This window comes from Asticcacaulis sp. P4_H10 (assembly GCF_056400965.1).
The window spans coordinates 118,174-141,077 of the sequence record NZ_JBFUKH010000003.1; the positions used below are offsets into that span (position 1 = coordinate 118,174).

Consider the following 22,904-nt stretch of genomic DNA (forward strand, 5'->3'; position numbering starts at 1 on the left):
CAAACAATTATAAATATCTCTTTGAAAAGAGAAAGAATTTGACGCAAAATTCAGGTAATTTTCGTCATAATATGTAATACAACTATCTGAATAATTAGATAGTGGTAAATAATTTACTATAAGCGCGCGGCCCTTTGGGTTGTGACAACTTTTGGATGTTGGGGATGAGGCGCGGGCGATATCATCGTCCGCGCCGCCAGCGTTACAGGCCGGGCTGGTTGAGCAAGGTAATTTCGACGCGCCGGTTGGATTGACGTCCCGCCACGGTGGCATTGGTCGCCACGGGCTTTTCGACGCCTGAGCCGGCTGTCAGGATGCGTTCGCTGCTGACACCGCCGGCCGACAGGATCGACTTGACGGAATTGGCGCGGGCCAGCGACAGGGTCTGGTTATAGTCCGCCCCGCCGACATTATCGGTATAGCCTTCGATGCGCACCTTGGTCCCCGGACTCAGGCGCAGGTAGTTGATCAAAGGCTGGAGGCGATTGACGCCGCCTGCCAGAAGCTGGGTCTTGCCCGTCTCGAAACTGACATCCTGAAGCACCATGGTCGACCCCATGCTGCTGTTGGTCATGTCGTAGTCGCGCAGCTGTTCGCGGGCGCGAGCCAGTTCCGCGTTCTTTCCGGCCAGTTGGTCGTTCTTGCCGTCGATCACCCTGTCCTGGCCGGCGATGCGTGCATCCTTGCCCTGCAGCTGCAGGTCCTTGGCAGCCAGTTGCCGGTCCTTGTCTGCCATTTGGGCAAGCCCGGTCAGGCGGGCGTTATCGGCTTCGAACCTGGCCTGCTGGCCGCGCGTTTCGGCGAGATCGAGATAGGTCTGTCCGATCATCAACTGATGCTCGGCCTTTTCCTTGTCGCCGCGCGTCCATTCCATCTGCGCGGAATTCAGCGCCAGCTTGGCATTCGACAGGTCGCCCTGACCGCGATCGGCGGTGTGCTTATCGTTGAGGTCGGCAGACAGGCGGTTTTGCGCGTCGCTGACCCGGGCATTGGGTCCCATCGACGTACAGGCGCCGAGCATGACAAACGCCGTGCCGAGGAGGAGTGTGCGCGCCAGGCGTGTTGAAGTGATCTTGGTCATATGGGCGTGTCCTATTGGGCGGGCGCGGCCATGGCCGACGCTAGCAGGTTGTTGTTGCTGATCCTGAGCGCAGCCAGGGTCGCGCGTTCGCTGGCCAGTGACGCCAGAAGTGCAGACTGTTCGGCCAGCCGTTCGGCCTTGTCGTAATGGCTTGCCTCGATCGCGGTGCGCGCAGCGGTCAGTCGTTGTCGCGCCATGTTGAAACTTTGATCGCCGCTGTTGCCGGCCTGTCCGGCCTGACGCGTGACCATTTCGATCTTGGCGTCGGCGCGGCCGATGGCTAGCCTGGCGGTTGCCTCATCCGCCATCGCAGGCAATGCGAAGGCTGACACGCCAACAATGGCCAGGCCGAGCACAGTCTTTAAATGTGACGAATGACGGGGAAAATTTCGGTTAGCCTGGGTCATTTAAGATCCCTTTCCGCCTCATGCCGGGACACGGAAACCGTGCGCACTTCGGCAGAAGCGTTTGCAAAGTCATACATGGGGCATATGTAAAATAAAGCAAGTCAAAATGTAGCGCAAAAGCAGATAAATATTATATCATTACAATTTTCAATTCTCATATTCAAAACATACAGCGAAATTTACATTCGAAAAATGCCGATTTAAAAATACAATATTTTGAAAATTGCATTTTTATTTATTTTCGCAAACCAAAGGAGCTTAATTTGTTGAGGGCATTGCAAATCTTACCGCTGTTCATCAAAGGAAAAGTGAAATGAAAGCTTTAAATCCCGCTTGCCCTGGCATTGGTAATCATCGCTGGAATTAACCGGCTGTATATTACAAGTGGCCAGGTCACGCGTTGCGGAACAGGGAATTTGGCAAGGGGAGGAGCGTGGACAAGTCATAAAGGATCATTTGTGATCACGCCTTATGTATATTAAGTCGTATTTATGACCGATTTTGGCGATTTATCATACATTTGCGGTTGACATAGCGGGTTACTCGCTTAATTTGAAGGCGATCGCGCCCAAAATGGTCAATTTCGCGCATTTCGGTATAGCGACGCGATGAGAAACCACGGCCGCTCGACATAAACAGGATGCGCTCCCCTCCACCGGGACGAAAAAAAGAGGAACACATGATCAGCCCGAAACAATCGCCTGCAAAGGCGACGCTTCTCTGCACGTCTGCGCTCATGGGCGCGGCAATGCTCATCTCCACCACGGCCTTTGCCCAGGACGCCGCTGCACCCGCTGCTGCGCCTGCCGATGATACCGGTGTCGTGGTCGTGACCGGCTTCCGCAACAGCCTTCAGACCGCCTTGCAGGACAAGAAGAAGAGCAATGGCGTCATCGACGTCATCCGCGCCGAAGACATCGCCAAATTCCCCGACGCCAACCTGGCCGAGTCGCTGCAGCGCGTCCCGGGCGTGTCGATTTCGCGCGTCGCCGGCGAAGGCCGCTCGATCACCGTGCGCGGCCTGCCGCCTTCGTTCACGCGCGTCCGCATCAACGGCATGGAGGCCCAGTCGGTCTCAGGCGCGACGACGTCCGACCGCGGCATCGGCACCGGCCGGGGCTTCGACTTCAACACCTTCTCGTCGGACCTGTTCTCGAATCTGACGGTGCGCAAGACCGCCTCGCCGGAAACGATCGAAGGCTCACTCGGCGCCACCGTCGACCTGCACACCGCGCGTCCGTTCGACTATAAGGGCTTCACGGCGGTTGTCAGCGGCCAGCTCGGCTACAACACCCTGTCCAAGGAAGCCGAGGACCGCAAGTTTTCGGGCGTCGTTTCCAACCGCTGGGACACGTCGATCGGCCAGATCGGCGTCCTGGCCTCGCTGGCCTACACCAAGCGTCATTACTATGAGGACCAGTTCGGTTCGGGCGGCTGGAACCCGGGCTCGGTCGATGGCGGATTTTGTACGCCGGTCGGCGTGACGCCCCAGGTCCCGGCCAATGACGCGTCAAAGGGCACGGATGCGCTCAACTGCGCCACCGGCGTCGCGCGTCCGGCAGCCGGCGACCCGCTCTACGCCCAGGCCAGCGCTTCGACGACCTTCTTCCCGCGCCTGCCGCGCTATGGCCGCTTCGAGCACGACCAGGAGCGCACAGGCGCCAGCCTGTCGCTGCAATGGCGCCCGCAAACCGGCACGACGATCAATTTCGATGCCCTCTATTCGAACTACGACGTAACGCGCGAGGAAAGCTGGCTGGAAGGCTTTTCGTTTGCCCGCGCCATCAGCCAGAACGGCAAGCCGCAAACGGCGGTCCGTGAGCTGATCCTGTTCCCGGCGGGCACCAGCCAGACGGCCGGCGTCAACTTCAACAAGGCGGTGTCCGACGTCGCATACGCCCGCTTCGACGGCGTCGATGTCCGCTCCGACACCCAGCACGACGAGTTCGAAAACAACTTCACGCAGTTCACCCTGTCGGGCAGCCACGATTTCTCGGACAGCCTGTCGATCAACGGCCTGATCGGCGTGTCGAAGTCGGAATTCGACCAGAAGGCGCAGACGACCCTGATGTTCCAGCGCCAGAATGCCGGCATGACGGTCGATTTCCGCAACAACCGCGACCAGCCGGTCATCACGCACAATTTCGACGTGACCAACCCGGATAACTATACGTTCGGGGCGCCGGACGGCACGGCCAATACCGCCAATGCCGAAATCCGCCTCAACCCGTCGATGGTCACCAATGAGTACAAAACGATCGAAGCCAACCTGGTCTGGCGCGCCAATGAAAACCTGACCGTCAAGACCGGCTTGCACCACAACACCTTTACCTTCGACATCAAGGCGTGGCAGCGTCCGAACACCTTCCTGGTGCCGAACCTGACCGCCCAGCAACTGCGTGACGTGACGCGCACGGTCGAATTCCCCGGCGAAGGCCTGGATTCGGGCGTCTTCCCGAAGGCGTGGGCGACGATCGACTACGACAAGTTCGTGGCGGCGCAGAACATCTACAGCGGCACGGCGCCGTATCAGCTGGTCGTCAACAACGGCAATACGCGCGGCGTCGAGGAAAAGGTCGACAGCGTCTATGTCCAGGCCGAGCTGGTCAGCCAGTTGGGCGACATGACCCTGCGCACCGAAGGCGGCATCCGTTACGCCAAGACGCACCTGAATGCACGCGGTATCATCGTCGGCCAGACCAACCCGGTCTTCGTCGAGCACGAGTATGACGACCTCCTGCCGTCGATCAACGCCACCCTGGAAGTCACGCCGGACTTCTACCTCCGGGGTTCGGCGGCGCGCGTCGTAACGCGGCCGGAACTGGGCTTCCTGACGCCAGGCGGCAACCTGGCCTTGACGGGTACGCCGTCGCTGTCGTCGGGCAACCCGTTCCTGGAGCCGATCCGCGCCGACAATCTCGACCTGTCGGCCGAATGGTACTTCTCGAAGGGCTCGCTGTTGTCGGCCGGCATTTTCTACAAGGACATCAAGTCCTACGTGCAGAACGCCTCGCGCCAGATGTCCTTCGTCGAGACTGGCCTGCCGCTGTCGCTGATCGGCAGCTCAGGCGTCGATCCGAACAATACGCCGATCACCGTCACCCAGCCGGTCAATACCGAAGGCGGTCCGCTCAAGGGCTTCGAGCTGAACTACCAGCAGGCGTTCAGCTTCCTGCCGGGCTGGCTGAGCCACACGGGCGTCCTGGTCAACTATACCTACGTCGACTCGGACATCACTTATAACCTGGCGGGCGGCGGCACCACCGAACAAAGCCTGATCGGCTTGTCCAAGAACGCCTATAACGCGACGGCCTACTACGAGGACGAAAAGGTCAGCGTCCGCCTGTCGTCGTCTTACCGGTCGAAGTTCATCATTGCGCTTCCGGCCAACAATCCGCTTCAGGACCTGGAAGGCGTCGACGAGAACCTGGTGTTCGACCTGTCGGCTTCGTACCAGTTCACGCCGAAGCTGCGCCTGACGGTTGAAGGGCTGAACATTTTCGATCGCTTCAACCGCCAGTATATCGACTCAACGCGCAACTCGACCTTTGTGTACAACCACCTGGGCGCGCAGTGGAATGTCGGTCTGCAGTACAAGTTCTAGCTTGAACAGCGCGACAAACAAAAACGGATTGTCTAAGCGATGACTTGGCCCGCGTCAGAGATGGCGCGGGCCCATTTTTTATTTGGTGTAGCGCGGCTGGCAGTTCTGCAAACGCCCTTGATCCGGAAGTAAGACGCTCAACTCGCGCTCCGTACAAGATAACGCCTTTCATTCCTTCGAAACCTGATTATGGTCTGCTGCGATTCCGACCCGTGGAAAACCATGACGCCAATACCCGGCACAGTCCTGTCCCGCCTGATGGCCCTATGCGCGATGCTGTGCATGGCAGCGACCCTGTGCGCCGGTTTCTCATCTGTCCGGAACAGCGTCCTCAACCTCCAGCACCAGGCCAGCGGCGATATCAAGCTGGCCGACGGCGGCTGGGTCAAGGCCTGCACTGGTGCGCTCGATGACTGCGACGGCCATATCGAAGCGGTTCCCGTCCACGACGACGGCATGGGGCCGCACCATCACCACCACGGCAATGAAGCCCCGTCGGCCCTGCCGGCGCAGGGCAGCCGCTTTTCGGCCGCTGTCCTTACCCTCCGTGAAGACCTGAAGCCCGGCCGCGCCGCCGCACTCGACGGTCGTTCACCCGGCACACTGGACCAGCCTCCGCGCGTCTGACCCCGTCCCATCCGACGTGGTGCGCCCATAGCGGCGCGTTTCAGACATTCGTGAGGTTCTATGATTTCCCCCTATCTGCGCCCGAAAAGCGCAAAAGCCGGCGGCCTGTACATGGCCGCTCCTGTTCTGCTGAGCGCATGGCTTGGCACATCTGCCATGGCCGCGCCGCTGCCGCTTTCAGTCGCGCTGAACCGGGCCGCCGCCGCCGATCCGGCCACGACCGCCACGGCTCAGCGCGTTGCCGCCGCCACGGCCAATATCCGTCAGGCGGGCGCCCGGCCTAATCCCAGCCTGGGTCTTGAGGTCGAAAACGCCCTGGGTTCCGGGCCATATGGCGGTCTTGACCGCGCCGAGACGACGCTTTCGTACCAGCAGCAGATCGAGCGCGGCGGCAAGCGTCAGGCGCGTATCGGTGCGGCGTCCGCCCAGCGCGACGTCGTCCGGGCCGAAGGGCGCGCCCGCGTCTGGGCGGTGATGGCCGAGGTCCACACATTGTGGATCGAAGCGACCTTTGCGCAGGCCGAAATGGCGCTGACCGATGAGCGGTTGAAGATGGCGACCCAGGCCCAGGCCGAGATCGCCCGCCGCGTCGGCGCGGCACGCGATCCCTTGTTTGCCGGATCGCTGGCCGACGCCGACGTCGCCAGTGCCCGCATCGCCCACGATCAGGCGACCGCGAAGGCGCAGGCCCTGAAGACGCAACTGGCCGGCTATTGGGACGGTGAGGGCGACTTCGACCTCGATCCCAAGTGGCTTGAAGACACGACCCTGGCCACGCCGGTTCTGATGGAGACGCCTGACATTGCGCTGCTGCGGGCGCGTCAGCGTTTCGCGGCGGCAGAGATCGACGTCGAAACCGCGCGCCGCGTCCAGAACCCGACGCTCCAGGCCGGGGTCCGTCACTACAAGGCCGACGACGCCTTTGCCTTCGTGGTCGGCGGTTCCGTGCCGCTGGGGCGCTACGACACCAATCAGGCCGCGATCGAACGGTCGCGCGCCGAAGCCCTGGCGGCGGCAACCGACATCGAAGCCGCCGATCGCATCCGCGCCCGCGACATCGCCGCAAGCACGCACAGGCTGAGGAACCTGGCCAGCGAGGCGCAGCGCATTGGAACGGAAGTCATCCCGCAGGCCGAACGCGCCGTCGTGCAGGTCCGCGAAGGCTTTGCGCGCGGCGGCTTCACCTATCGCGACGTGCTGGGGGCGCAGGAGGTGCTGATGACCGCCCGGACGCGGCGGCTTGAGGCGCTCAGAAACTTCCAGCTTGAGCGGGCAGGGCGCGAGCGCCTGTCCGGGCAATACGCCCCGCTGATCCCGGAGGTGGCGCAATGAGACAGGTCATACTTTCTCGACGCGCCTGGCTCACCGGCGCGGCCGCGCTGGCTCTGGCCGGTTGCAGCCAACCGAAGACCGAAAGCGAACACGGCGAAGACGAATTCGCACGCGGGCCGCACAACGGCCGCCTGCTGACCTCGGGCGACTTCGCCATCGAGGTCACCCTGTTCGAAGACGGCGTCGAACCCGAATTCCGCTTCTATCCCTATTGGAAAAAGAAGCCGCTCGACCCGAAGGCGGTCAATGTCACCACGCGCCTGACCCGGCTGGGCGGCAAGACCGACACCTTTGCTTTTGTGCCCTTTGGCGACGCGCTCAAGGGCCAGGGCGCGGTGCGCGAACCGCATTCCTTCGATGTCCGCATCGACGCCCGTTATCAGGGCAAGGCCTATGGTTGGAGCTACGCGTCCTACGAAGGCCGCACCACCATCGCGCCGGATGCAGCCACTGCCGCCGGCATCCTGACCGAAGCCGCCGGGCCTGCCATCTTGATCGACCGCATCGACCTGTCGGGCCGAGTCGAGACCACGCCCGAAGGCCGCAGCGAGGTCCGCGCCTGGTATCCCGGCCGCATCATGGCCATGACGGCCGAGCTGGGCCAGGCTGTGCGCAAGGGGCAGCTGCTGGCGCGCGTCGAGTCGAGCGAGAGCCTGCAGACCTACGCCATCCCGGCGCCGATTTCCGGCGTCATCGTCGAAAAGAACGCCGGGGTCGGCGGGGTCGCCTATGACAGCCCGCTCTATGTCATCGCCGATCCCGATGCGCTGCACGCCGAATTCTTCCTGTTCCCGCGCGATGCCGAAAAGGTCCGCGCCGGTCAGGGGGTCGAGGTCCGCAGCCTGGATGGCGCCACCAAAATCAGCGCGAAGGTCGAGGCCATCATCCCGGCGGCCGATCCGGCCACCCAGACGGTGATGGCCCACGTCCACCTGCCGGGCAATGCCGGCGGTGTTTTACGTCCCGGCCTCGGCATCGAAGGCAGCTTCATGACCGGCGAACAGGCTGTGCCTTTGGCGGTCCGCACCGAAGCGCTTCAGACCTTTCGCGACTTTACCGTCGTCTTCGCCAAGGTCGGCAACACCTATGAGGTGCGCATGCTGACACTCGGGCGGCGCACGCCCGAATGGACCGAGGTTTTGGGCGGGCTCGATCCCGGCGAGACCTATGTCACCAAGGGGTCTTTTCTCATCCGCGCGGACATCGAAAAGTCCGGCGCCGCGCACGATCATTGAGGACAGGCGCCATGTTGGAAAAGACCATTACCCTGTCGATCCGGCACCGCTGGATCGTCCTTCTGATCGTGCTCGCCTTGTCGGCTTTAGGCGTCTGGAACTTCCAGCGCCTGCCGGTCGATGCCGTGCCCGACATCACCAATGTCCAGGTCCAGATCAATATGCAGGCCCCCGGCTATTCGCCGCTGGAGGCCGAACAGCGCCTGACCTATCCGATCGAGACCGCGATCGCCGGCCTGCCGGGGCTGGACCACACGCGCTCGCTGTCGCGCTATGGGCTGAGCCAGGTCACGGTCGTCTTCAGGGACGGCACGGACATCTATTTCGCCCGCCAGCTGGTCAATGAACGCGTCCAGGCGGCGAAAACCCAATTGCCGCCGGGGCTGGAACCGCAGCTTGGGCCGATCTCGACCGGCCTCGGCGAAATCTTCATGTACACCGTCCAGGCCAAATCCGGTGCGGTCAAGGGCGACGGCACGCGCTATACGGCCGAAGACCTGCGCACGCTGCAGGACTGGGTCATCCGGCCGCAGCTTCGCAATACACCGGGCGTCACCGAGGTCAACACCATTGGCGGCTATGAGCGGCAGTATCACGTCACGCCTCTGCCCGAACGTCTGTCGGCCTATGGGCTGACCATGACCGACGTGGTTGCGGCTCTGGAGCGCAATAACAGCAATCGCGGCGCGGGCTTTATCGAACGCGCCGGCGAGCAGTACCTTATACGCGTGCCCGGTCAGGCCGAGACCATAGCGGACCTGAGTGCGATCCTGATCGAGACGCGGTCGGGCATTCCGGTCCGTGTCGCCGATGTCGCCGACGTCATCCTGGGCGAAGAACTGCGCACCGGGGCGGCCACGCGCGACGGCAAGGAGGTCGTGCTGGGGACCGTCTTCATGCTGGTCGGCGAGAACAGCCGCACGGTCGCGAAAGCTGCCGCTGAACGGTTGAAGGTGGCGGCCAAGGCCCTGCCGCCGGGCGTCGAGGCCGTGGCCATCTACGACCGGACGACCTTGGTCGAACGCACCATCCACACAGTCGAAAAGAACCTGGCCGAAGGCGCTTTGCTGGTCATCGTCGTCCTGTTCCTGCTGCTCGGCAATATCCGCGCGGCGCTGATCACGGCGGCGGTCATCCCGGTCACCATGCTAATGACCATCACCGGCATGGTCGAAACGAAGGTCTCAGGCAACCTGATGTCGCTGGGGGCATTGGATTTCGGCTTGATCGTCGACGGCGCGGTCATTATCGCCGAAAACTGTCTGCGCCGGTTTGCTGAAACCCAGCAAAGTCTCGGGCGGTTGCTGACGCGCGACGAACGCTTCGGACTGGCCGCGACCGCCAGCGCCGAGGTCATTCGCCCCAGCCTGTTCGGCATAGTGATCATCACCATCGTCTATGTGCCGATCTTTGCCCTGAGCGGCGTCGAGGGCAAGATGTTCCACCCGATGGCCGCGACCGTGGTGATGGCATTGACGGCGGCTTTGATCCTGTCGCTGGCCTTTGTGCCCGCGGCGATCGCCGTCTTTGTCACGGGCCGCGTACAGGAAAAGGAAAGCTTCGTCATGCGCGGCGCCCGCAACCTGTATGAACCGGCGCTTGCGCTGGCGATGCGGTCGAAGGTGACGGTGGTGGCCGGCGCCGTCGTCCTGACCCTGCTGTCGGGCGTGCTGGTCACGCGTCTGGGGGCCGAGTTCATCCCCCAGCTCGACGAAGGCGACATCGCCCTGCACGCCCTGCGTATCCCGGGCACCAGCCTGACCCAGTCGGTGCACATGCAGGCGGCGCTCGAAGCCCGGCTCAAACGGTTCCCGGAAGTCGAACGTGTCTTCGCCAAGATCGGCACGGCGGAGGTGGCGACCGACCCCATGCCGCCCAGCGTTGCTGACACCTTTGTCATGCTGAAGGATCGCAAGGCCTGGCCCAATCCCCATGAGCCCAAGGCCGAGCTGGTGGCACGGATGCAGACCGCTGTCGAGCAAATCCCCGGCAATAATTACGAGTTCACCCAGCCGATCCAGATGCGTTTCAACGAGCTGATATCGGGGGTACGTTCGGACGTGGCGGTCAAGATCCACGGCGACGATCTCGACCAGTTGCTCAAAAGCGCCCAGGCGGTCGAGAAAGTCGTCGCCTCGGTGCCGGGCGCCGCGGACGTCAAGGTCGAGCAGATCACCGGCCTGCCTATGCTTCAGATCACGCCCGACCGCGCCGCCATGGCGCGGCTGGGTCTGAATGTCGCGGACGTCCAGGACGTGGTCGCGACGGCGCTGGGTGGCACCGAAGCCGGCCAGGTCTTCGAAGGCGACCGGCGCTTTGACGTCATCGTTCGACTGCCGGAAAGCCAGCGCGCCGATCTGGAAGCCGTCGGGCGACTGCGTGTGCCGGTCCGCCACGGCGACGCCCTGGGCTTTGTGCCTCTGGCCGATGTCGCGCGTATCGGCGTCGTCAAGGGACCGAACCAGATCAGCCGTGAGGACGGCAAGCGCCGCGTCGTCGTCACCGCCAATGTGCGCGGCCGCGACCTGGGCGCATTCGTCACCGAGGTCCGGCGCAAGGTCTCAGCCGAGGTCAGGCTGCCCGAAGGCTATTGGGTCGCCTATGGCGGCACGTTCGAGCAACTGACCTCGGCGGCCCAGCGCCTGCAACTGGTCGTGCCTCTGGCGCTGCTGCTGATCATCGGCCTGCTGGTCATGCTGTTCGGCAATCTGAAAGACGCCCTGATCGTCTTTTCGGGCGTGCCCCTGGCCCTGACCGGCGGGGTGGCGGCTTTGGCGCTGCGTGGCATACCGCTGTCGATCTCGGCAGGGGTCGGCTTTATCGCCCTGTCGGGCGTGGCGGTGCTCAATGGCGTCGTCATGCTGACCTTCATCAAGGCGCTGCGGGCGCAGGGTATGCCGCTGGATGCCGCCATCCGCGAAGGGGCGCTTACGCGGTTGCGGCCGGTGCTGATGACGGCTCTGGTGGCCAGCCTGGGCTTCGTGCCGATGGCGTTCAATGTCGGCGCGGGGTCGGAAGTACAGCGGCCTCTGGCGACCGTCGTCATCGGCGGCATCGTGTCCTCGACCCTGCTGACCCTGCTGGTCCTGCCTGTGTTGTACGCGCTGGTCCATGGCCGGAAGAGGGAAGACGCCTGACATTGAAAGCGCGATTGGCGTAATATTTACGAACTATGTCAAACGCGCCATGGCGGCTTTGCTGTAGCCTTGGGAAATCAATGCAAACAGGAGCTTCCATGAAAACCGCCGTCAGCGCCATTCCCGCCGCCGCCTCTGATCTTGCCCGCCAGCACTTTGCCCAGGAGTTCACTTTCGAGACCGATTGCTGGGACGTGAATGATGCTCTGAGCAAGGGCGCGGACTTTATCCTGCTCGATGTACGGGGGCCGGCGCTCTTTGCGAAAGGACATGTCAAGGGCGCGATCAACCTGCCGCACGGCAAGATCATCGCGTCGAAAATGAACGAGTGGCCGGAGGATACCCTGTTCGTCACCTACTGTGCCGGGCCGCACTGCAACGGCGCGGCACGCGGGGCGCTCAGGCTGGCGGAACTTGGCCGGCCGGTCAAGATCATGGCCGGCGGCGTCACCGGCTGGATCGACGAGGGCTTCGAACTGGAAACGGGCACCTAGGCCCTTTTCCGCTGGTGCTGGAAGAGGACAAGGCCGCCGCCGACGATGAAGGCCGCGCCGATCCAGGTACTGAGCGTCGGCGGATTGTCGAAGAATATCCAGCCGATGGCCCCGGCCGTCAGCAACTGGACATAGGTCAGGGGCGCGACAACGCTGGCTGACGAACGTGTCGTGCCGATAAAGACCAGCAGGTGACCGGTCGTGGCGATCACCGCCACCAGGGCGACGACCAGCAGGACGTGCAGCGACGGCACCGGTACGTGGACGGCGAGCAGGCCGCTGAAATGACCGATGATCGCTGCCGGGATGAGGAATGGCAGGCCCGCCACGGTGACGTAGAACTGCATGACCAGGGGCGGGGCCAGGCCGGCGGCCTTGCGGTTGAGGATCACCAGGATCGCCAGGGCAAAGGCCGCCGTGAGCGGAAACAGCCTTGCAGCATCGAAGGCCAGGCCGGGCTTGAGCACGATCAAAACCCCGCAGAAGGCCAGGGCGATCGACACCCAGACCGTCCAGTGGGCAGGCTCTTTCAGGATCAGCGTCGAGATGAGGGCGGTGATCACCGGGCTGACGAAGGCGATCGAGACGGCGTCGGCCAGCGGGATCGACTGCACGGCGAAGAAGCTGCCGAGCGTGGCCGCCGCCACGGCGGCGCCGCGCGCCAGTTGCAGGCCGGGGCGGGGGACCTTGAAGACAGCCGGGCCGTGGCGGGCGGCCAGAAACGCACCGAGCCCGATGGCGGCCACCAGATAGCGCAGGGCCGCGATGGCGGTCGCCGGCCATTGTCCGGCCAGCGACTTGACGAAGCTGTCGCCGACCGACAGGACCATGAAGCCCGACATGGCGACAAGCAGGGTAAAGGCTGCGGAATTGTCGGAAGCTTGGGCGGGCGGCTGGGTGGACAAGATGGACTCTCTGCGGGATGACCCGCATAGGCCCAATGCCGTGTCGCAGCAAGGCAGAAAGCGGCCTATTCCGGTGCAAGCACCTTTAGCCGCTGACGGGCATTGTCGTTGCCCGGGTCGCGCTCCAGCGACAGGCGGTAATTGGTGATCGCCTGGGCCTTGTCGCCTGCGACTTCCCACGCCCAGGCCAGGCTGTCATAGACATTGCCCGACTGCGGCCAGGCTTCGACATTGCGGCGGTAAAGTCGGATCGCGTCTTCGGTCCGGCCCCTGGCCAGAAGGATCTGGCCGGCCTGGTTGAGATCGCCTTCCTGCGCCGTCGCCCTGACCGCGTCGAAATGGCTGAGCGCGGCGTCGACGCCATGCGTGAGGGCGACCAGCCACACCGCCCGCGCCGGTCCGCCGAAATCGTGCGTCCAGCCGCTGAGTGTGCCGATGCGCCGGATCAGCAATTCCATTATCCCCCAGCCGCCGTCGGCATTGGTCATGGTTACGATGCCGTTGCCGGTTGTTCCATTCATGATGAGCAGGGAGCGGAAGCCCGCATTGCCGCCGTTGTGCATAAACACGCCGGGATTTTTGCTGTCGCTGAAAAAGCCAAGCCACTCGCCGTTGGGCACCTTCTGGAACATCTGCGCCATCGTGGCGACGTTCAGCACCGGATTGGCCTTGCCCAGCCGCGCCCTCGCCGTCGTGATGGCGAAGCGCGCCAGGTCGGTCGGCGTGGTCCACAGGCCGGCCGCGGCCATTTCGGGATAGACGTGCCAGCGGCCCTGCACGATATTGCCGTCGAAGGTCGTGCCGGCCGTCGTCCGCGCCGCGAGGTCGCCAACCGGAGGCTGGGCAAAGCTGGAGTCGCTCATGCCCATGGGCCCAAGGACGGTGTCGTGCATCAACCTCTCGAACGCTTGGCCCGTGACGTCGCTCATCATCAATTGTGCGATTGTCGTGCCGCCGCCGGAATATTCCAGACGGCTGCCGGGTTCGAAGACGACGCGCACCGGCGCTGTATTGGCCGGGGCGACACCGTCCAGGATCTGCGGCACAGTGGGAAGCGCTGCATCGACCGAATAGCCGGGAAAACCATGGACGCCCAGGCCCGCCGTATGCGAGGCCAGCCGGCGCAGGGTCACCTTTTCCCTGGCGGTAAAGGCATTGTCCGGCACGCGCCAGCTTTTCAGGTGGTCGTTGACATTGCCGTCCAGGCTGACCTTGCCGCGCTGGACGAGGGCCAGGGCGCCGGTAGCCGTGACGGGTTTGGACACCGAGGCCGCCTGGAACAGGCTGCGTGTCGTGACCCGGGCGGTCTCGCCCTTGCCGGTCACGCCATAGGCCCGGGCCTCGGCCAGGCCGAAACGCGATATGGCGGCGAAGCTGATGGCCGGAATGCCGGCTGCCGCCATGATTTCGGCCAGGCTGTAGCGCAAGGTCGTGCCGTCGCTGAGTGTCAGCTCGGCCATAGCCGTCTCCATGGTCGAGACGGGATCCGCCCGGGTAATCGCGGCGGGCAGGGCGGCTGCCGCTGCGGTCCAGCCGATCAGGCTGCGGCGGGTGATCAGGGTCATGTTGGCCTCCATTTGTACGAAAGTTTTCGTACGTGTCGCGGCCGCAGTCAAGTTACGGCTCTGTCATGCAGAGGGTGGCATAGCGGGTTGGCCAGTGTGGCGGGGGACAAGACAGATATTCTGGACAGAGGCCGTGTCCAGGGCTAAATAACCACCGTGCAGTGGCGCTGCGGTCGGTTTTTCCGTCACATAATTCACGCTCCAGACCGGCCGGCGGGTAAGCCCGGCCTGTACCATGGAGCCGCGCACATGACGCAATCCCCTTCCGAAAACCGTTCCGGCTATGACCGCTGGGCAGAACTCTACGACGGTTATGTCAACTCGACCGTCGCCATCGACGACCTGTATTTCCCGCCGGTCTACGCCCACCTCAAAGACCAGCGCGTCTGTGAGATCGGCTGCGGTACCGGCCGTCATACGATCCGGCTGGCGAAGGCGGGCAACCGCGTTACCGGCATAGACCTGTCGCCCGGCATGCTGGCGGTAGCGCGCGAAAAGCTGGCCGGACGGGACGTCGAGCTGATCGAAGACGATGTCCTGACGGCACCACCGCCAGGCCTCTATGATGCCGTTGTGACGGCGCTTGTGCTGGAGCATATCCATGATCCCGCCGCCTTTTTTGCGCGCGTCGCGGAGCTGCTGGTACCCGGCGGCGGCTTCTACATCTCGGAAATCCACCCCGACCGGATTGCTGGTGGAACGCAAGCCAACTTTATCGATGGCGACGGCCAGGCCGTTAAGCTGCAAAGCTTTGCGCACAGCGAGGCCGATATCCGCGCGGCAGCGGACAGGGCGGGACTGCGAATCTTAAGCCACACCGATATCTTTGGGGGTGAAGCCCTGGTGCGGCTGAACCCCGACTGGACCCGCCATATCGGCCGGGCCATGATCCGCATCTGGACGTTTGAGAAGCCGGACCGTGCTTGACAGTGATCTTTTCATATAGGAAACATGCTTTCAAATATGGGCACAACAATCTGCCAACAGGAACGGAATCTATGCTGACCAAACGCCACCTCTTGCAGGCGACGGCGGGCCTGACCATGGCCGCCGCCGCATCCGCCAACGCCGCCGAACTGGCTGAGCCCGGCTTCGACCGCATTGCCGAGGGGCCGTTCAAGCCGGAGTGGGCATCGCTGATCGCCAATTACCGCACCCCCGACTGGTTCCGCGACGCGAAGTTCGGCCTGTGGGCGCACTGGGGGCCTGGTTGCGTCCCGGAATACGGCGACTGGTATGCCCGCCAGATGTACCAGCAGGGCAACCGCGTCTACGACCACCACGTCAAGACCTATGGTCACCCGACGGAATTCGGCTTCATGGACTTCTATCCGCGCTGGAAGGCGGAAAACTGGGATCCGGACGGCCTGGTCGATCTCTATGCCAGGGCCGGGGCGAAATACTTTGTCGCCATGGCCAACCACCACGATAATTTCGACATGTACGCTTCGAAGTTCCATGACTGGAATTCAACGCGCATTGGGCCGAAGACGGATATCATCGGCGGCTGGGCGAAGGCGGCGCGCAAGCATGGCCTCAAGTTCGGCGTGTCGAACCATTCTGCCCACGCCTGGCACTGGTACCAGGTCGCCTATAGCTATGACGCCGAAGGCGCACGAATGGGGCAACGCTACGACGCCTGGCGCCGCCAGAAGGTCGATGGCAAGGGCCAGTGGTGGGAAGGGCTGGACCCGCAGGAACTCTATACCGGCGCCACCATGCCGCTGCCAGCGGGGATAAAGACGATCGCCGAAGCCAGCGACTGGCACGAAAACAACGACCGCATCTGGAACGAGGCTGCACCGCTTAACAATCCGGCCTTCACGCGCCAATGGTACCTGCGCTGCAAGGACCTGATCGACAGCTATGATCCGGACCTGGTCTATTTCGACAATTTCGACCTGCCGCTGGGTCAGGCGGGGCTTGATATTGCGGCGCACTACTACAACGCCTCGATCAAGCGCCACGGCAAGCTGGACGGCGTCATCAATGTCAAGCCGCAGGGGACGCCGCCAGGCGGCTATGTTGCTGACGTTGAACGCGGCTTCCGTGCGGGCATCAGCGACGCGCCGTGGCAGACCGACACCTGCATCGGAGACTGGCACTACAACCGCAGGCTCTACGACGAAAAGCGCTATCTGCCGGCGGCAGCGGTCGTCCACCGCCTGTGCGATATCGTCTCCAAGAACGGTAACCTGCTGCTGAGCATTCCGGTGCGCGGCGACGGCTCGATCGACAGCGAGGAACGCCGCATCGTCGAAGGCATCGGCGACTGGATGGGGCGCTTTTCCGAAGCCATCTACGGCACGCGGCCGTGGCGCGCCTTCGGCGAAGGCCCGACGGAGGTCGGCGCCGGCATGTTCGGCGAAGGCCGGCAGAAGCCATTCACTGCCGCCGATATCCGCTTTACCACCAAGGGCAAGACGCTCTACGCGATTACCCTGGGACGGCCGGATGGCTCTGTTACGGTCGCGTCGCTGGCCAAGGGCAAGGCGGGCCACGTCCGCCGCGTCGAGGCCGTTGGTAGCACCCAGCCGCTGACATTCCACCAGGACGCCAAGGGGCTGCACGTAACCCTGCCAGAGGGCGCGCACCACGACATCGGCGTGGCGCTGAAAATCACGGGCGTGATCTGAGACATCGCTTCGCCGGGGTATGCCGAAAGCCGTTTCGCGCTTTCGGCATACGGCTTACTCGCCCGTGTCGGGTTCCCACAGCTCGATCGGGTTGCCTTCCGGATCGTGGATGCGGGCGAAGCGGCCAACGCCAGGCATGTCCCACTCGGGCTTGGTGACAACCTCGATCCCGGCATTGCGCAATGTGGCAGTGAGTTCATCGAGGCCGTCGACTCTAAGGTTCAGCATATACTGGCGGTCGGCTGGGAAATAGTCAGTGTCGGCTGCGAAGGGCGAAAAGACAGTCGCGCCGGCCTGCTGGTCCCACATGCCATAAGGGCCTGTGCCGACCCCCAGGTGCTCGGCATACCAGGTGCGCAAACCGTCAGGATCCTTTGCGCGAAAGAAAAAGCCGCCGACGCCGGTGACACCCATTTTCCGCCTCCTTATGACTTCCAGGCCGATATAACATGAGTCGCCGCACCCGTCCGTCTCAGGAAGATTGTACGCGCCCTGAAACGAACCGTTGCCTTTGTTGAGGGGCGAGGGGACAGGGCATGGGCTAGTGAAGGGGCCATGCATCTCGACCTGATTCAATCGATAAGCCTCAATGGCAAGCGCAGCGTGCCCAATGACGATCGCATGGGCTGCGGCGACGCGCACGCCTGGGTGATCGACGGCGCGACCGATCTCGGCCCGCCGGGCCTGCTGGGCGATCGCGGCGGCGCGGCCTGGCTGGCGGCAGCGGCGCATCAGGCGTTTCAGTCGGCCTCGGGGCCATTGGCCGATATCTGCGCACGCGTATTCGATACGGTGGCGGAGCGTTTTCTTCGCGACCAGCGGCGCGATGCCGTGGGCGGGTGGGAATTGCCGACCGCCTCGCTGGCCGCCGTAGCGCTTGAAGACGGGCGGCTGGCCTGTGCCTGGCTTGAGGACTGCACGGTCATCCATCGCGGCGCTCACGGCGTGTCGTACCTGACACCCCCGCCCGACCGGGTGGGCGAACGCGCCGCGGCCGAGGCGCTGGGACCGGGGGCAACCGCCACCGACCTGAGATCCGAAGCCGTGCTGACCGACCGGCGCGCGGCGCGGGAAAGGCCGCGTCAGGTCTTAGGCGTCGATCCGGACAAGACCAGGGCGGCGGTCCGATACGCCAAGGTTGCGGTGGCGCCCGGCGACGACATCCTGCTGATGACCGATGGTTTCGCGGCGCTGATCGAGACCTACGGCGCCTACGACAAGGACAGCCTGATGAAGGCCTTGCTGGACGGCGGCCTTGAGATTCTGGCTGCTGAGCTGCGCCGGATCGAGCGGGGTGATGCCCAGTGTCTGATCCACCCCCGCTTCAAGGTCAGCGACGATGCCACGGCCATCTGGGTGCGCGTAGGCTGACGGTTGTTTTAACTTGCCGTTAAGCCCAATCACATCAAGGTTTTTGGGCATAATGGCACATATACCGTCCTTCGTCCTGTCGCGCCTCAAGGCTGCCGCACCTTCGCTTGGCCTGAAGGGCGAAGGCGGATGGCGTGCGCTGGCCATCGCGGTACTGGCAGGCATGGGCGGCGCGATCTGTGTTGGCGCGCTGGAGTTCGCCGCCATCATCAGCCACAAGCCGTTCTGGCAACTGCCCTTCATTACCTCGATCGCCCTGATCATGGGCGCGCCGTCTTCCGAAGCCGCTCGGCCTATGGCGCTGATCGGCGGGCATCTGGTGTCGGCCCTGGCGGGTTATATCGTCTTCTGGCTGTTTGGATCGTCGGAATGGGCGTCGGCGTTCGGCGTCGGCCTGGCCATCGTCCTGATGATGCGCCTGAAAGTCTTCCATCCGCCGGCGGCGGTCGATGCCTTCCTGGTCGTCAAGCAGGGGCTGGGGATCGAGTTTCTCTTCACCGTCGTCCTGGCCGGCGCGCTCCTGCTGGTGGCCTTTGCCTTTGTCTGGCATTGGATCTCTGACTGGATGCAGGCGCGATTTTTCCGCAAGGCCGACGTATCGCAGTAGCTTACTTGTAACCGTTTTCGGACTCGAACCGCTCTTTTAACGTCTTAATGGTTGCTTTCCACTCGTCGGTTTCCCAGCCGGAATTTTGGTCGGCGAACCTTTGCCAACCTTCCCACCATGATGGATCGAACTTCATCGGTGTTCGTCCATTAGCGTTTTCCCATTGACAGTAGATTGTATATTTCTGCCTGGCCTCAACCATAGCCAGTCCATCGTCGTAGTTGGCCCTCAACCCGTGTTCGGCTTTTAGGGCATCGAGGTCCCAAATCCCTTCGCTTCGGATGACATCTTCGACCGGCCTTTGCGGCATTTCCTTGCGGGCGATCATACACCAGATCGCGCCGCTCCAGTGCGGACCATGGCGCCACAGGGTATAGAGCGGTTCCAGTTGGTCGTAGGGAAGGATTTCAGCATCGGATGAGCCCCATACGAAGATATCGCTGCAATTTACCCAAACAGGAAAGCCCCTGGTCTCCGGCAGCGGAGCGGATTGCGGATCACAGCCGCTATCCACCGAGCAGACATGGTTCAGCAGGAGCATGGCAAGCGCGAGGTCCCGATCGAACCCGTCCGACTGGACGTCGTTGGGCGGGATGGATGCGCGAACGCCTTCTGGCCATTCTGCATCAGAAGGTTGTGAGGATTTGGACACTGCTACTCCTCCAGCGTCGCCAGCGGGCTGTCGGGGAACAGGGCCTCGATAAATCCGAACTGCGTCATGTCCCTGATGCGCATCGGGTACAGCACGCCGTCGAGATGGTCGAACTCGTGCTGGAAGACGCGGGCGTGAAAGCCGTCGGCCTCACGTTCAATCGTCGTACCGTCCTCAAGCGTCCCGCCATAGCGAATGCGCGTGGCGCGGGGCACCATGCCGCGCATTCCCGGCACCGACAAACAGCCTTCCCAGCCGTCCTCGGTTTCTTCGGTCAGGATTTCCAGCCACGGATTGATCAGGGTCGTTACCGGCACAGGTTCCGCGTCGGGATAGCGCGGATTGGCGTCGAAGCCGAAGATCATCAGCCGCAGGTCGATGCCGAGCTGCGGCGCCGCCAGGCCGACGCCATTGGCGGCATACATGGTCTCGTACATGTCAGAGATGATAGCCTTCAGCTCGGGCGCGTTAATGTCCGCGACGGGCTGGGCGACACTGAGGAGGCGCGGATCGCCCATCTTGAGGATTTCGCGGATCATCTGGGGGGCTCTCGCGGTTTGACCTGAAGGCAATCTAGAGGAGGATGGTTTCGGTTTGAACCCCTCACGCACGCCATCCACAAGAGTTCGAGGGAGTCGTAACAAAGGCCTGCCCACCCCCTGTGTGGACGCGGTGGTTGTCGCACTTCTGTCAGAAGTGATAGAAATCTTCACTAAGGCTCTCTACGACGGTTCGAGACATTTCTACCCGGATCGCGATGTGAACCATCTCCTTGCCCCTGCCTTTACGTTCGGACAGGCATCATTCGGCATCTGGCTGTGGCTCGCTTTGCTTCCACTAATCGTTGTGCCGATTCTGCGGTGGCGCACCGACATCAAACTGCGCATCTTGGTCATGCTATCCCAAAGCTTGCCTTGGGTCTTGCTTTCCTATTGGACCTCCATGCGGTGGCACAAGGGCGAGGAACCTCGCGAAAACCCGATTGATGCTGGCGTCGCGATCGTTGCCATCGCTGCCACGGTTATCGTTGTCGGATTCTCAATTTACAAAGCCAAGGGCGCGCGTTGGGAAATGCTCTATGCGGGCATCCTGAACTTTTGGCTTAGCTTGGTTGGCGGGCTGCTATGCATTATGGCGACCAGCGGTAGTTGGATCTGACCGCCCAACACACGCGCATTGCGACTGGATGTTTTCGTTTGTTGCGATCTGGCCCGCGATCATTTCTCAAGTTCGGCGCAGTCTGAAATGAACAGTTGCCTTTGTTGGCGGCTGTTAGGCCGCCATCTTGTATAGTCATGCTTCCTCGTGGCGATAGCCCGTCACAACCGCCCAGACGCCGGCCAGGATGCGGAAAACCGCGCCGAAGCTCGAAAAGATGACGGCGAAGGTCACGATCGCCGGGACATCCAGTGGCAGCCCGCGCAGGATGGCTTCGATCTTCGCGTTCAGTTCCGGCGTCGAGGCGATGCTGACGATGGGCGAAAGCGGCGAGGCGAACCACAGCCAGGCCGTAAAGCCCAGCAGGGCTGCGCCGCGGACGATGTCGGTCAGGCCGTGCAGGCGGATGGAGCGCGGCCAGGCCAGCATCAACCCACCGAAGACGATGACGCCGGCCAGGTAGACGACGACCGGGGCGAAGACCGCAGCCTTCAGCGCCGGCCAGTCGATATCGGCCAGGGGGCCGAAATTCAGCACCGGAACCAGGGCCGGATCGAACGCCGTCAGGCCGAAGCGGATCACACCCGTCCACCACAGCAGCGTAATGGTCGCGCCGACGATATAGCCGATGGCGCGGCTGGCGGCCGAGCGGCGCAGGCGCCATTCCATGGCGTCGCCGATGTCCCGGTTAAGCGTAGCCGCGTATTCCTTGGCGGCGGGTGAGGTGGCGGGGTAGCCGCCGGCATTGAACCAGTCGCGCATGTCATTCCAATCCCATGCTGTGAAATCGAGGAAACGCAGGTCGCGGACCCGCCAGTTTGTGAGGTAGTCGATCTTGACGCTCTTGCGTTCGATCAGCCAGGCAGCGACCGTCGCAAAACCGATCAGCATCATGACGCCGGTCACGCCCGTGCCGATAGCGGCGCCAATAGCCTGACCGATATCGCCGCCGCCGACGATGCGGCCAAAAAGGACCAGGGCCGAAATGACCAACTGGATCAGGATGGCCAGCCGGATGGCAAAGCCCCAGAAGGGGTAAAGGGCCGGGCCGACAGCGTATTGCGGCTCGTCGCGATAACGCGCCGCCACGACGATGGGGTGGCCGATGTCGCGCAGCAACTGCTCGGTTTCATCCGGCGTCAGTGCGCGGCCCAGCTCTTCTTCTTTTGTCTCGATGCGCGTCAGGATTTCGTCGCGCAGTTCGGCGATGATGTCGTCGCGCTTGGCGGCGGGCAAGAGGCGCGACACGGCGCGCAGGTAGTCTTCTAGCAAATCCATGTTCAGCTCCCCTGTTCCATTATGCGTTCCAGCGACGCGTTGATCATCCGCCATTCTTGCACCAGGCGGCGCAGCATCTCCTCACCGGCGGCGGAGAGGACATAAAAGCGCTTCTTGCGCTTTTCTTCCTCGCGCCATTCGCTGATGAGCAGTCCCTTGGATTCCAGCCGGCGCAGCAGCGGATAGAGGGTGCTTTCCTCCATCTCCAGACCGTCATCGGCCAATGCCTGGCGCAGGGTGTAGCCGTAGCGCTCGACCCGCAGCCGGGCCAGCACGGCCAAGCCCAGCGACCCGCGCCGCAATTCTTGCCTCAGGCTTTCAAAAAGATCGTCTTCGTCGCTCATATGCCTCGTCTCGTACACTGTATGCTGCATACTGTGTGATATACAGTGTATGAGAAGAGGTATCCGGAGTCAAGAGGGCGGAAACACTTGCGGAGCCTCAAGGGGTGTGAAACAGTGAATCACAGGCGGGGGCCTTTGAGCACAAGGCGACGCGCATGGCCGACAGCGGCAATTTTGACGCCTTGATGACGGCCGTATGTGACGGCATGGGCTATTGCGGCGGCGTCGCGGACGACAAGCCTGCGCACGTCACCCACTTCATTCCCACCAGCGGCGAGGTCACGGCGGACCAGTTTGTTGAGTGGGTCCTGCGTGCTGAAGGCGTTGACGCGGCACTCGCTCAGCCGAAGCGCCATCCGCACTGGAATGATCTGCGCCGTTTGTTCGTCAAGCATATGGGCGCGGAGACCGTTCCCGCCAGCTGGCTCAGCTGGGAAGCCTGAGGCCGCTCACGGTCCGCCATATTTAATT

21 protein-coding genes are annotated in these 22,904 nt (G+C 62.9%); 12 read left to right on the top strand and 9 right to left on the bottom strand.

The features are described 5' to 3' along the window. Nucleotides 1-202: 202 nt before the first annotated feature. Both AC1DON_RS06860 and AC1DON_RS06865 read right to left on the bottom strand, forming a co-directional pair. Nucleotides 203-1,081, bottom strand: a complete 879-nt coding sequence (locus AC1DON_RS06860; RefSeq protein WP_476934026.1) for an OmpA family protein — start codon at nt 1,079-1,081, stop codon at nt 203-205. Between the two features lie 11 nt (nt 1,082-1,092). Next, a complete protein-coding gene (locus AC1DON_RS06865; protein WP_476934027.1) occupies nt 1,093-1,488 on the bottom strand; it encodes a hypothetical protein in 396 nt (131 codons plus the stop codon). 679 nt (nt 1,489-2,167) lie between these two features. On the opposite strand from AC1DON_RS06865, the gene AC1DON_RS06870 reads away from it, so the two are divergent. From AC1DON_RS06870 to AC1DON_RS06895, 6 genes are all read left to right on the top strand, one after another. Continuing rightward, complete coding sequence (locus AC1DON_RS06870; RefSeq protein WP_476934028.1) at nt 2,168-5,092, top strand: TonB-dependent receptor; 2,925 nt, start codon at nt 2,168-2,170, stop codon at nt 5,090-5,092. 222 nt (nt 5,093-5,314) lie between these two features. Further along, nucleotides 5,315-5,719, top strand: coding sequence for a hypothetical protein (locus tag AC1DON_RS06875; RefSeq protein ID WP_476934029.1), 405 nt, complete (start codon nt 5,315-5,317; stop codon nt 5,717-5,719). Between the two features lie 60 nt (nt 5,720-5,779). Next, entirely contained in the window at nt 5,780-7,051 is a 1,272-nt protein-coding gene (locus AC1DON_RS06880; protein ID WP_476934030.1) for a TolC family protein, read from the top strand. Then, complete coding sequence (locus AC1DON_RS06885; protein ID WP_476934031.1) at nt 7,048-8,286, top strand: efflux RND transporter periplasmic adaptor subunit; 1,239 nt, start codon at nt 7,048-7,050, stop codon at nt 8,284-8,286. Before AC1DON_RS06880 ends, AC1DON_RS06885 begins: the two co-directional genes overlap by 4 nt. Before the next feature lie 11 nt (nt 8,287-8,297). Further along, on the top strand, nt 8,298-11,423 hold the full coding sequence (locus AC1DON_RS06890) for an efflux RND transporter permease subunit (protein ID WP_476934032.1): 3,126 nt from the start codon (nt 8,298-8,300) through the stop codon (nt 11,421-11,423). Between the two features lie 98 nt (nt 11,424-11,521). Next, complete coding sequence (locus AC1DON_RS06895) at nt 11,522-11,917, top strand: rhodanese-like domain-containing protein (protein ID WP_476934033.1); 396 nt, start codon at nt 11,522-11,524, stop codon at nt 11,915-11,917. On the opposite strand, the gene AC1DON_RS06900 is transcribed toward AC1DON_RS06895, so the two are convergent. Together AC1DON_RS06900 and AC1DON_RS06905 are read right to left on the bottom strand one after the other, a co-directional pair. Beyond that, nucleotides 11,914-12,822 (bottom strand): DMT family transporter, encoded by a 909-nt coding sequence (locus tag AC1DON_RS06900; protein ID WP_476934034.1) that lies wholly within the window; start codon nt 12,820-12,822, stop codon nt 11,914-11,916. The genes AC1DON_RS06895 and AC1DON_RS06900 overlap by 4 nt on opposite strands. A 65-nt stretch (nt 12,823-12,887) precedes the next feature. Further along, complete coding sequence (locus AC1DON_RS06905) at nt 12,888-14,387, bottom strand: serine hydrolase (protein WP_476934035.1); 1,500 nt, start codon at nt 14,385-14,387, stop codon at nt 12,888-12,890. Nucleotides 14,388-14,636: 249 nt separating this feature from the next. Here AC1DON_RS06905 and AC1DON_RS06910 point away from each other — a divergent pair, with 249 nt between their 5' ends. Further along, the gene (locus tag AC1DON_RS06910) at nt 14,637-15,314 is read left to right on the top strand and encodes a class I SAM-dependent methyltransferase (RefSeq protein ID WP_476934036.1); all 678 of its coding nucleotides are present in this window, start codon (nt 14,637-14,639) and stop codon (nt 15,312-15,314) included. A gap of 71 nt (nt 15,315-15,385) precedes the next feature. Further along, nucleotides 15,386-17,023, top strand: coding sequence for an alpha-L-fucosidase (locus AC1DON_RS06915; RefSeq protein WP_476934037.1), 1,638 nt, complete (start codon nt 15,386-15,388; stop codon nt 17,021-17,023). Nucleotides 17,024-17,077: 54 nt separating this feature from the next. On the opposite strand, the gene AC1DON_RS06920 is transcribed toward AC1DON_RS06915, so the two are convergent. Further along, on the bottom strand, nt 17,078-17,437 hold the full coding sequence (locus AC1DON_RS06920) for a VOC family protein (RefSeq protein WP_476934038.1): 360 nt from the start codon (nt 17,435-17,437) through the stop codon (nt 17,078-17,080). Between the two features lie 141 nt (nt 17,438-17,578). On the opposite strand from AC1DON_RS06920, the gene AC1DON_RS06925 reads away from it, so the two are divergent. Next, nucleotides 17,579-18,394: a hypothetical protein gene (locus AC1DON_RS06925; RefSeq protein ID WP_476934039.1), complete on the top strand. Its 816-nt coding sequence runs from the start codon at nt 17,579-17,581 to the stop codon at nt 18,392-18,394. Nucleotides 18,395-18,446: 52 nt separating this feature from the next. Beyond that, nucleotides 18,447-19,001 carry an HPP family protein gene (locus tag AC1DON_RS06930; RefSeq protein ID WP_476934040.1) on the top strand — a complete coding sequence of 185 codons (555 nt, stop codon included), beginning with the start codon at nt 18,447-18,449 and terminating at the stop codon, nt 18,999-19,001. Nucleotide 19,002: 1 nt separating this feature from the next. On the opposite strand, the gene AC1DON_RS06935 is transcribed toward AC1DON_RS06930, so the two are convergent. Beyond that, nucleotides 19,003-19,653 carry a hypothetical protein gene (locus AC1DON_RS06935; protein WP_476934041.1) on the bottom strand — a complete coding sequence of 217 codons (651 nt, stop codon included), beginning with the start codon at nt 19,651-19,653 and terminating at the stop codon, nt 19,003-19,005. Between the two features lie 2 nt (nt 19,654-19,655). Beyond that, nucleotides 19,656-20,192 (bottom strand): peptide deformylase, encoded by a 537-nt coding sequence (def, locus tag AC1DON_RS06940; RefSeq protein WP_476934042.1) that lies wholly within the window; start codon nt 20,190-20,192, stop codon nt 19,656-19,658. A 133-nt stretch (nt 20,193-20,325) separates the two neighbouring features. Between def and AC1DON_RS06945 the strand changes: the two genes are divergently transcribed. Next, nucleotides 20,326-20,811 (top strand): hypothetical protein, encoded by a 486-nt coding sequence (locus AC1DON_RS06945; RefSeq protein WP_476934043.1) that lies wholly within the window; start codon nt 20,326-20,328, stop codon nt 20,809-20,811. A gap of 135 nt (nt 20,812-20,946) precedes the next feature. Here AC1DON_RS06945 and AC1DON_RS06950 read toward each other — a convergent pair whose 3' ends face one another. Together AC1DON_RS06950 and AC1DON_RS06955 are read right to left on the bottom strand one after the other, a co-directional pair. Beyond that, nucleotides 20,947-22,089, bottom strand: a complete 1,143-nt coding sequence (locus AC1DON_RS06950) for an HAAS signaling domain-containing protein (protein ID WP_476934044.1) — start codon at nt 22,087-22,089, stop codon at nt 20,947-20,949. A 2-nt stretch (nt 22,090-22,091) separates the two neighbouring features. Continuing rightward, nucleotides 22,092-22,433 carry a PadR family transcriptional regulator gene (locus tag AC1DON_RS06955; protein ID WP_476934045.1) on the bottom strand — a complete coding sequence of 114 codons (342 nt, stop codon included), beginning with the start codon at nt 22,431-22,433 and terminating at the stop codon, nt 22,092-22,094. Between the two features lie 155 nt (nt 22,434-22,588). Here AC1DON_RS06955 and AC1DON_RS06960 point away from each other — a divergent pair, with 155 nt between their 5' ends. Further along, nucleotides 22,589-22,876 (top strand): hypothetical protein, encoded by a 288-nt coding sequence (locus AC1DON_RS06960; protein WP_476934046.1) that lies wholly within the window; start codon nt 22,589-22,591, stop codon nt 22,874-22,876. Nucleotides 22,877-22,904 lie beyond the last annotated feature (28 nt).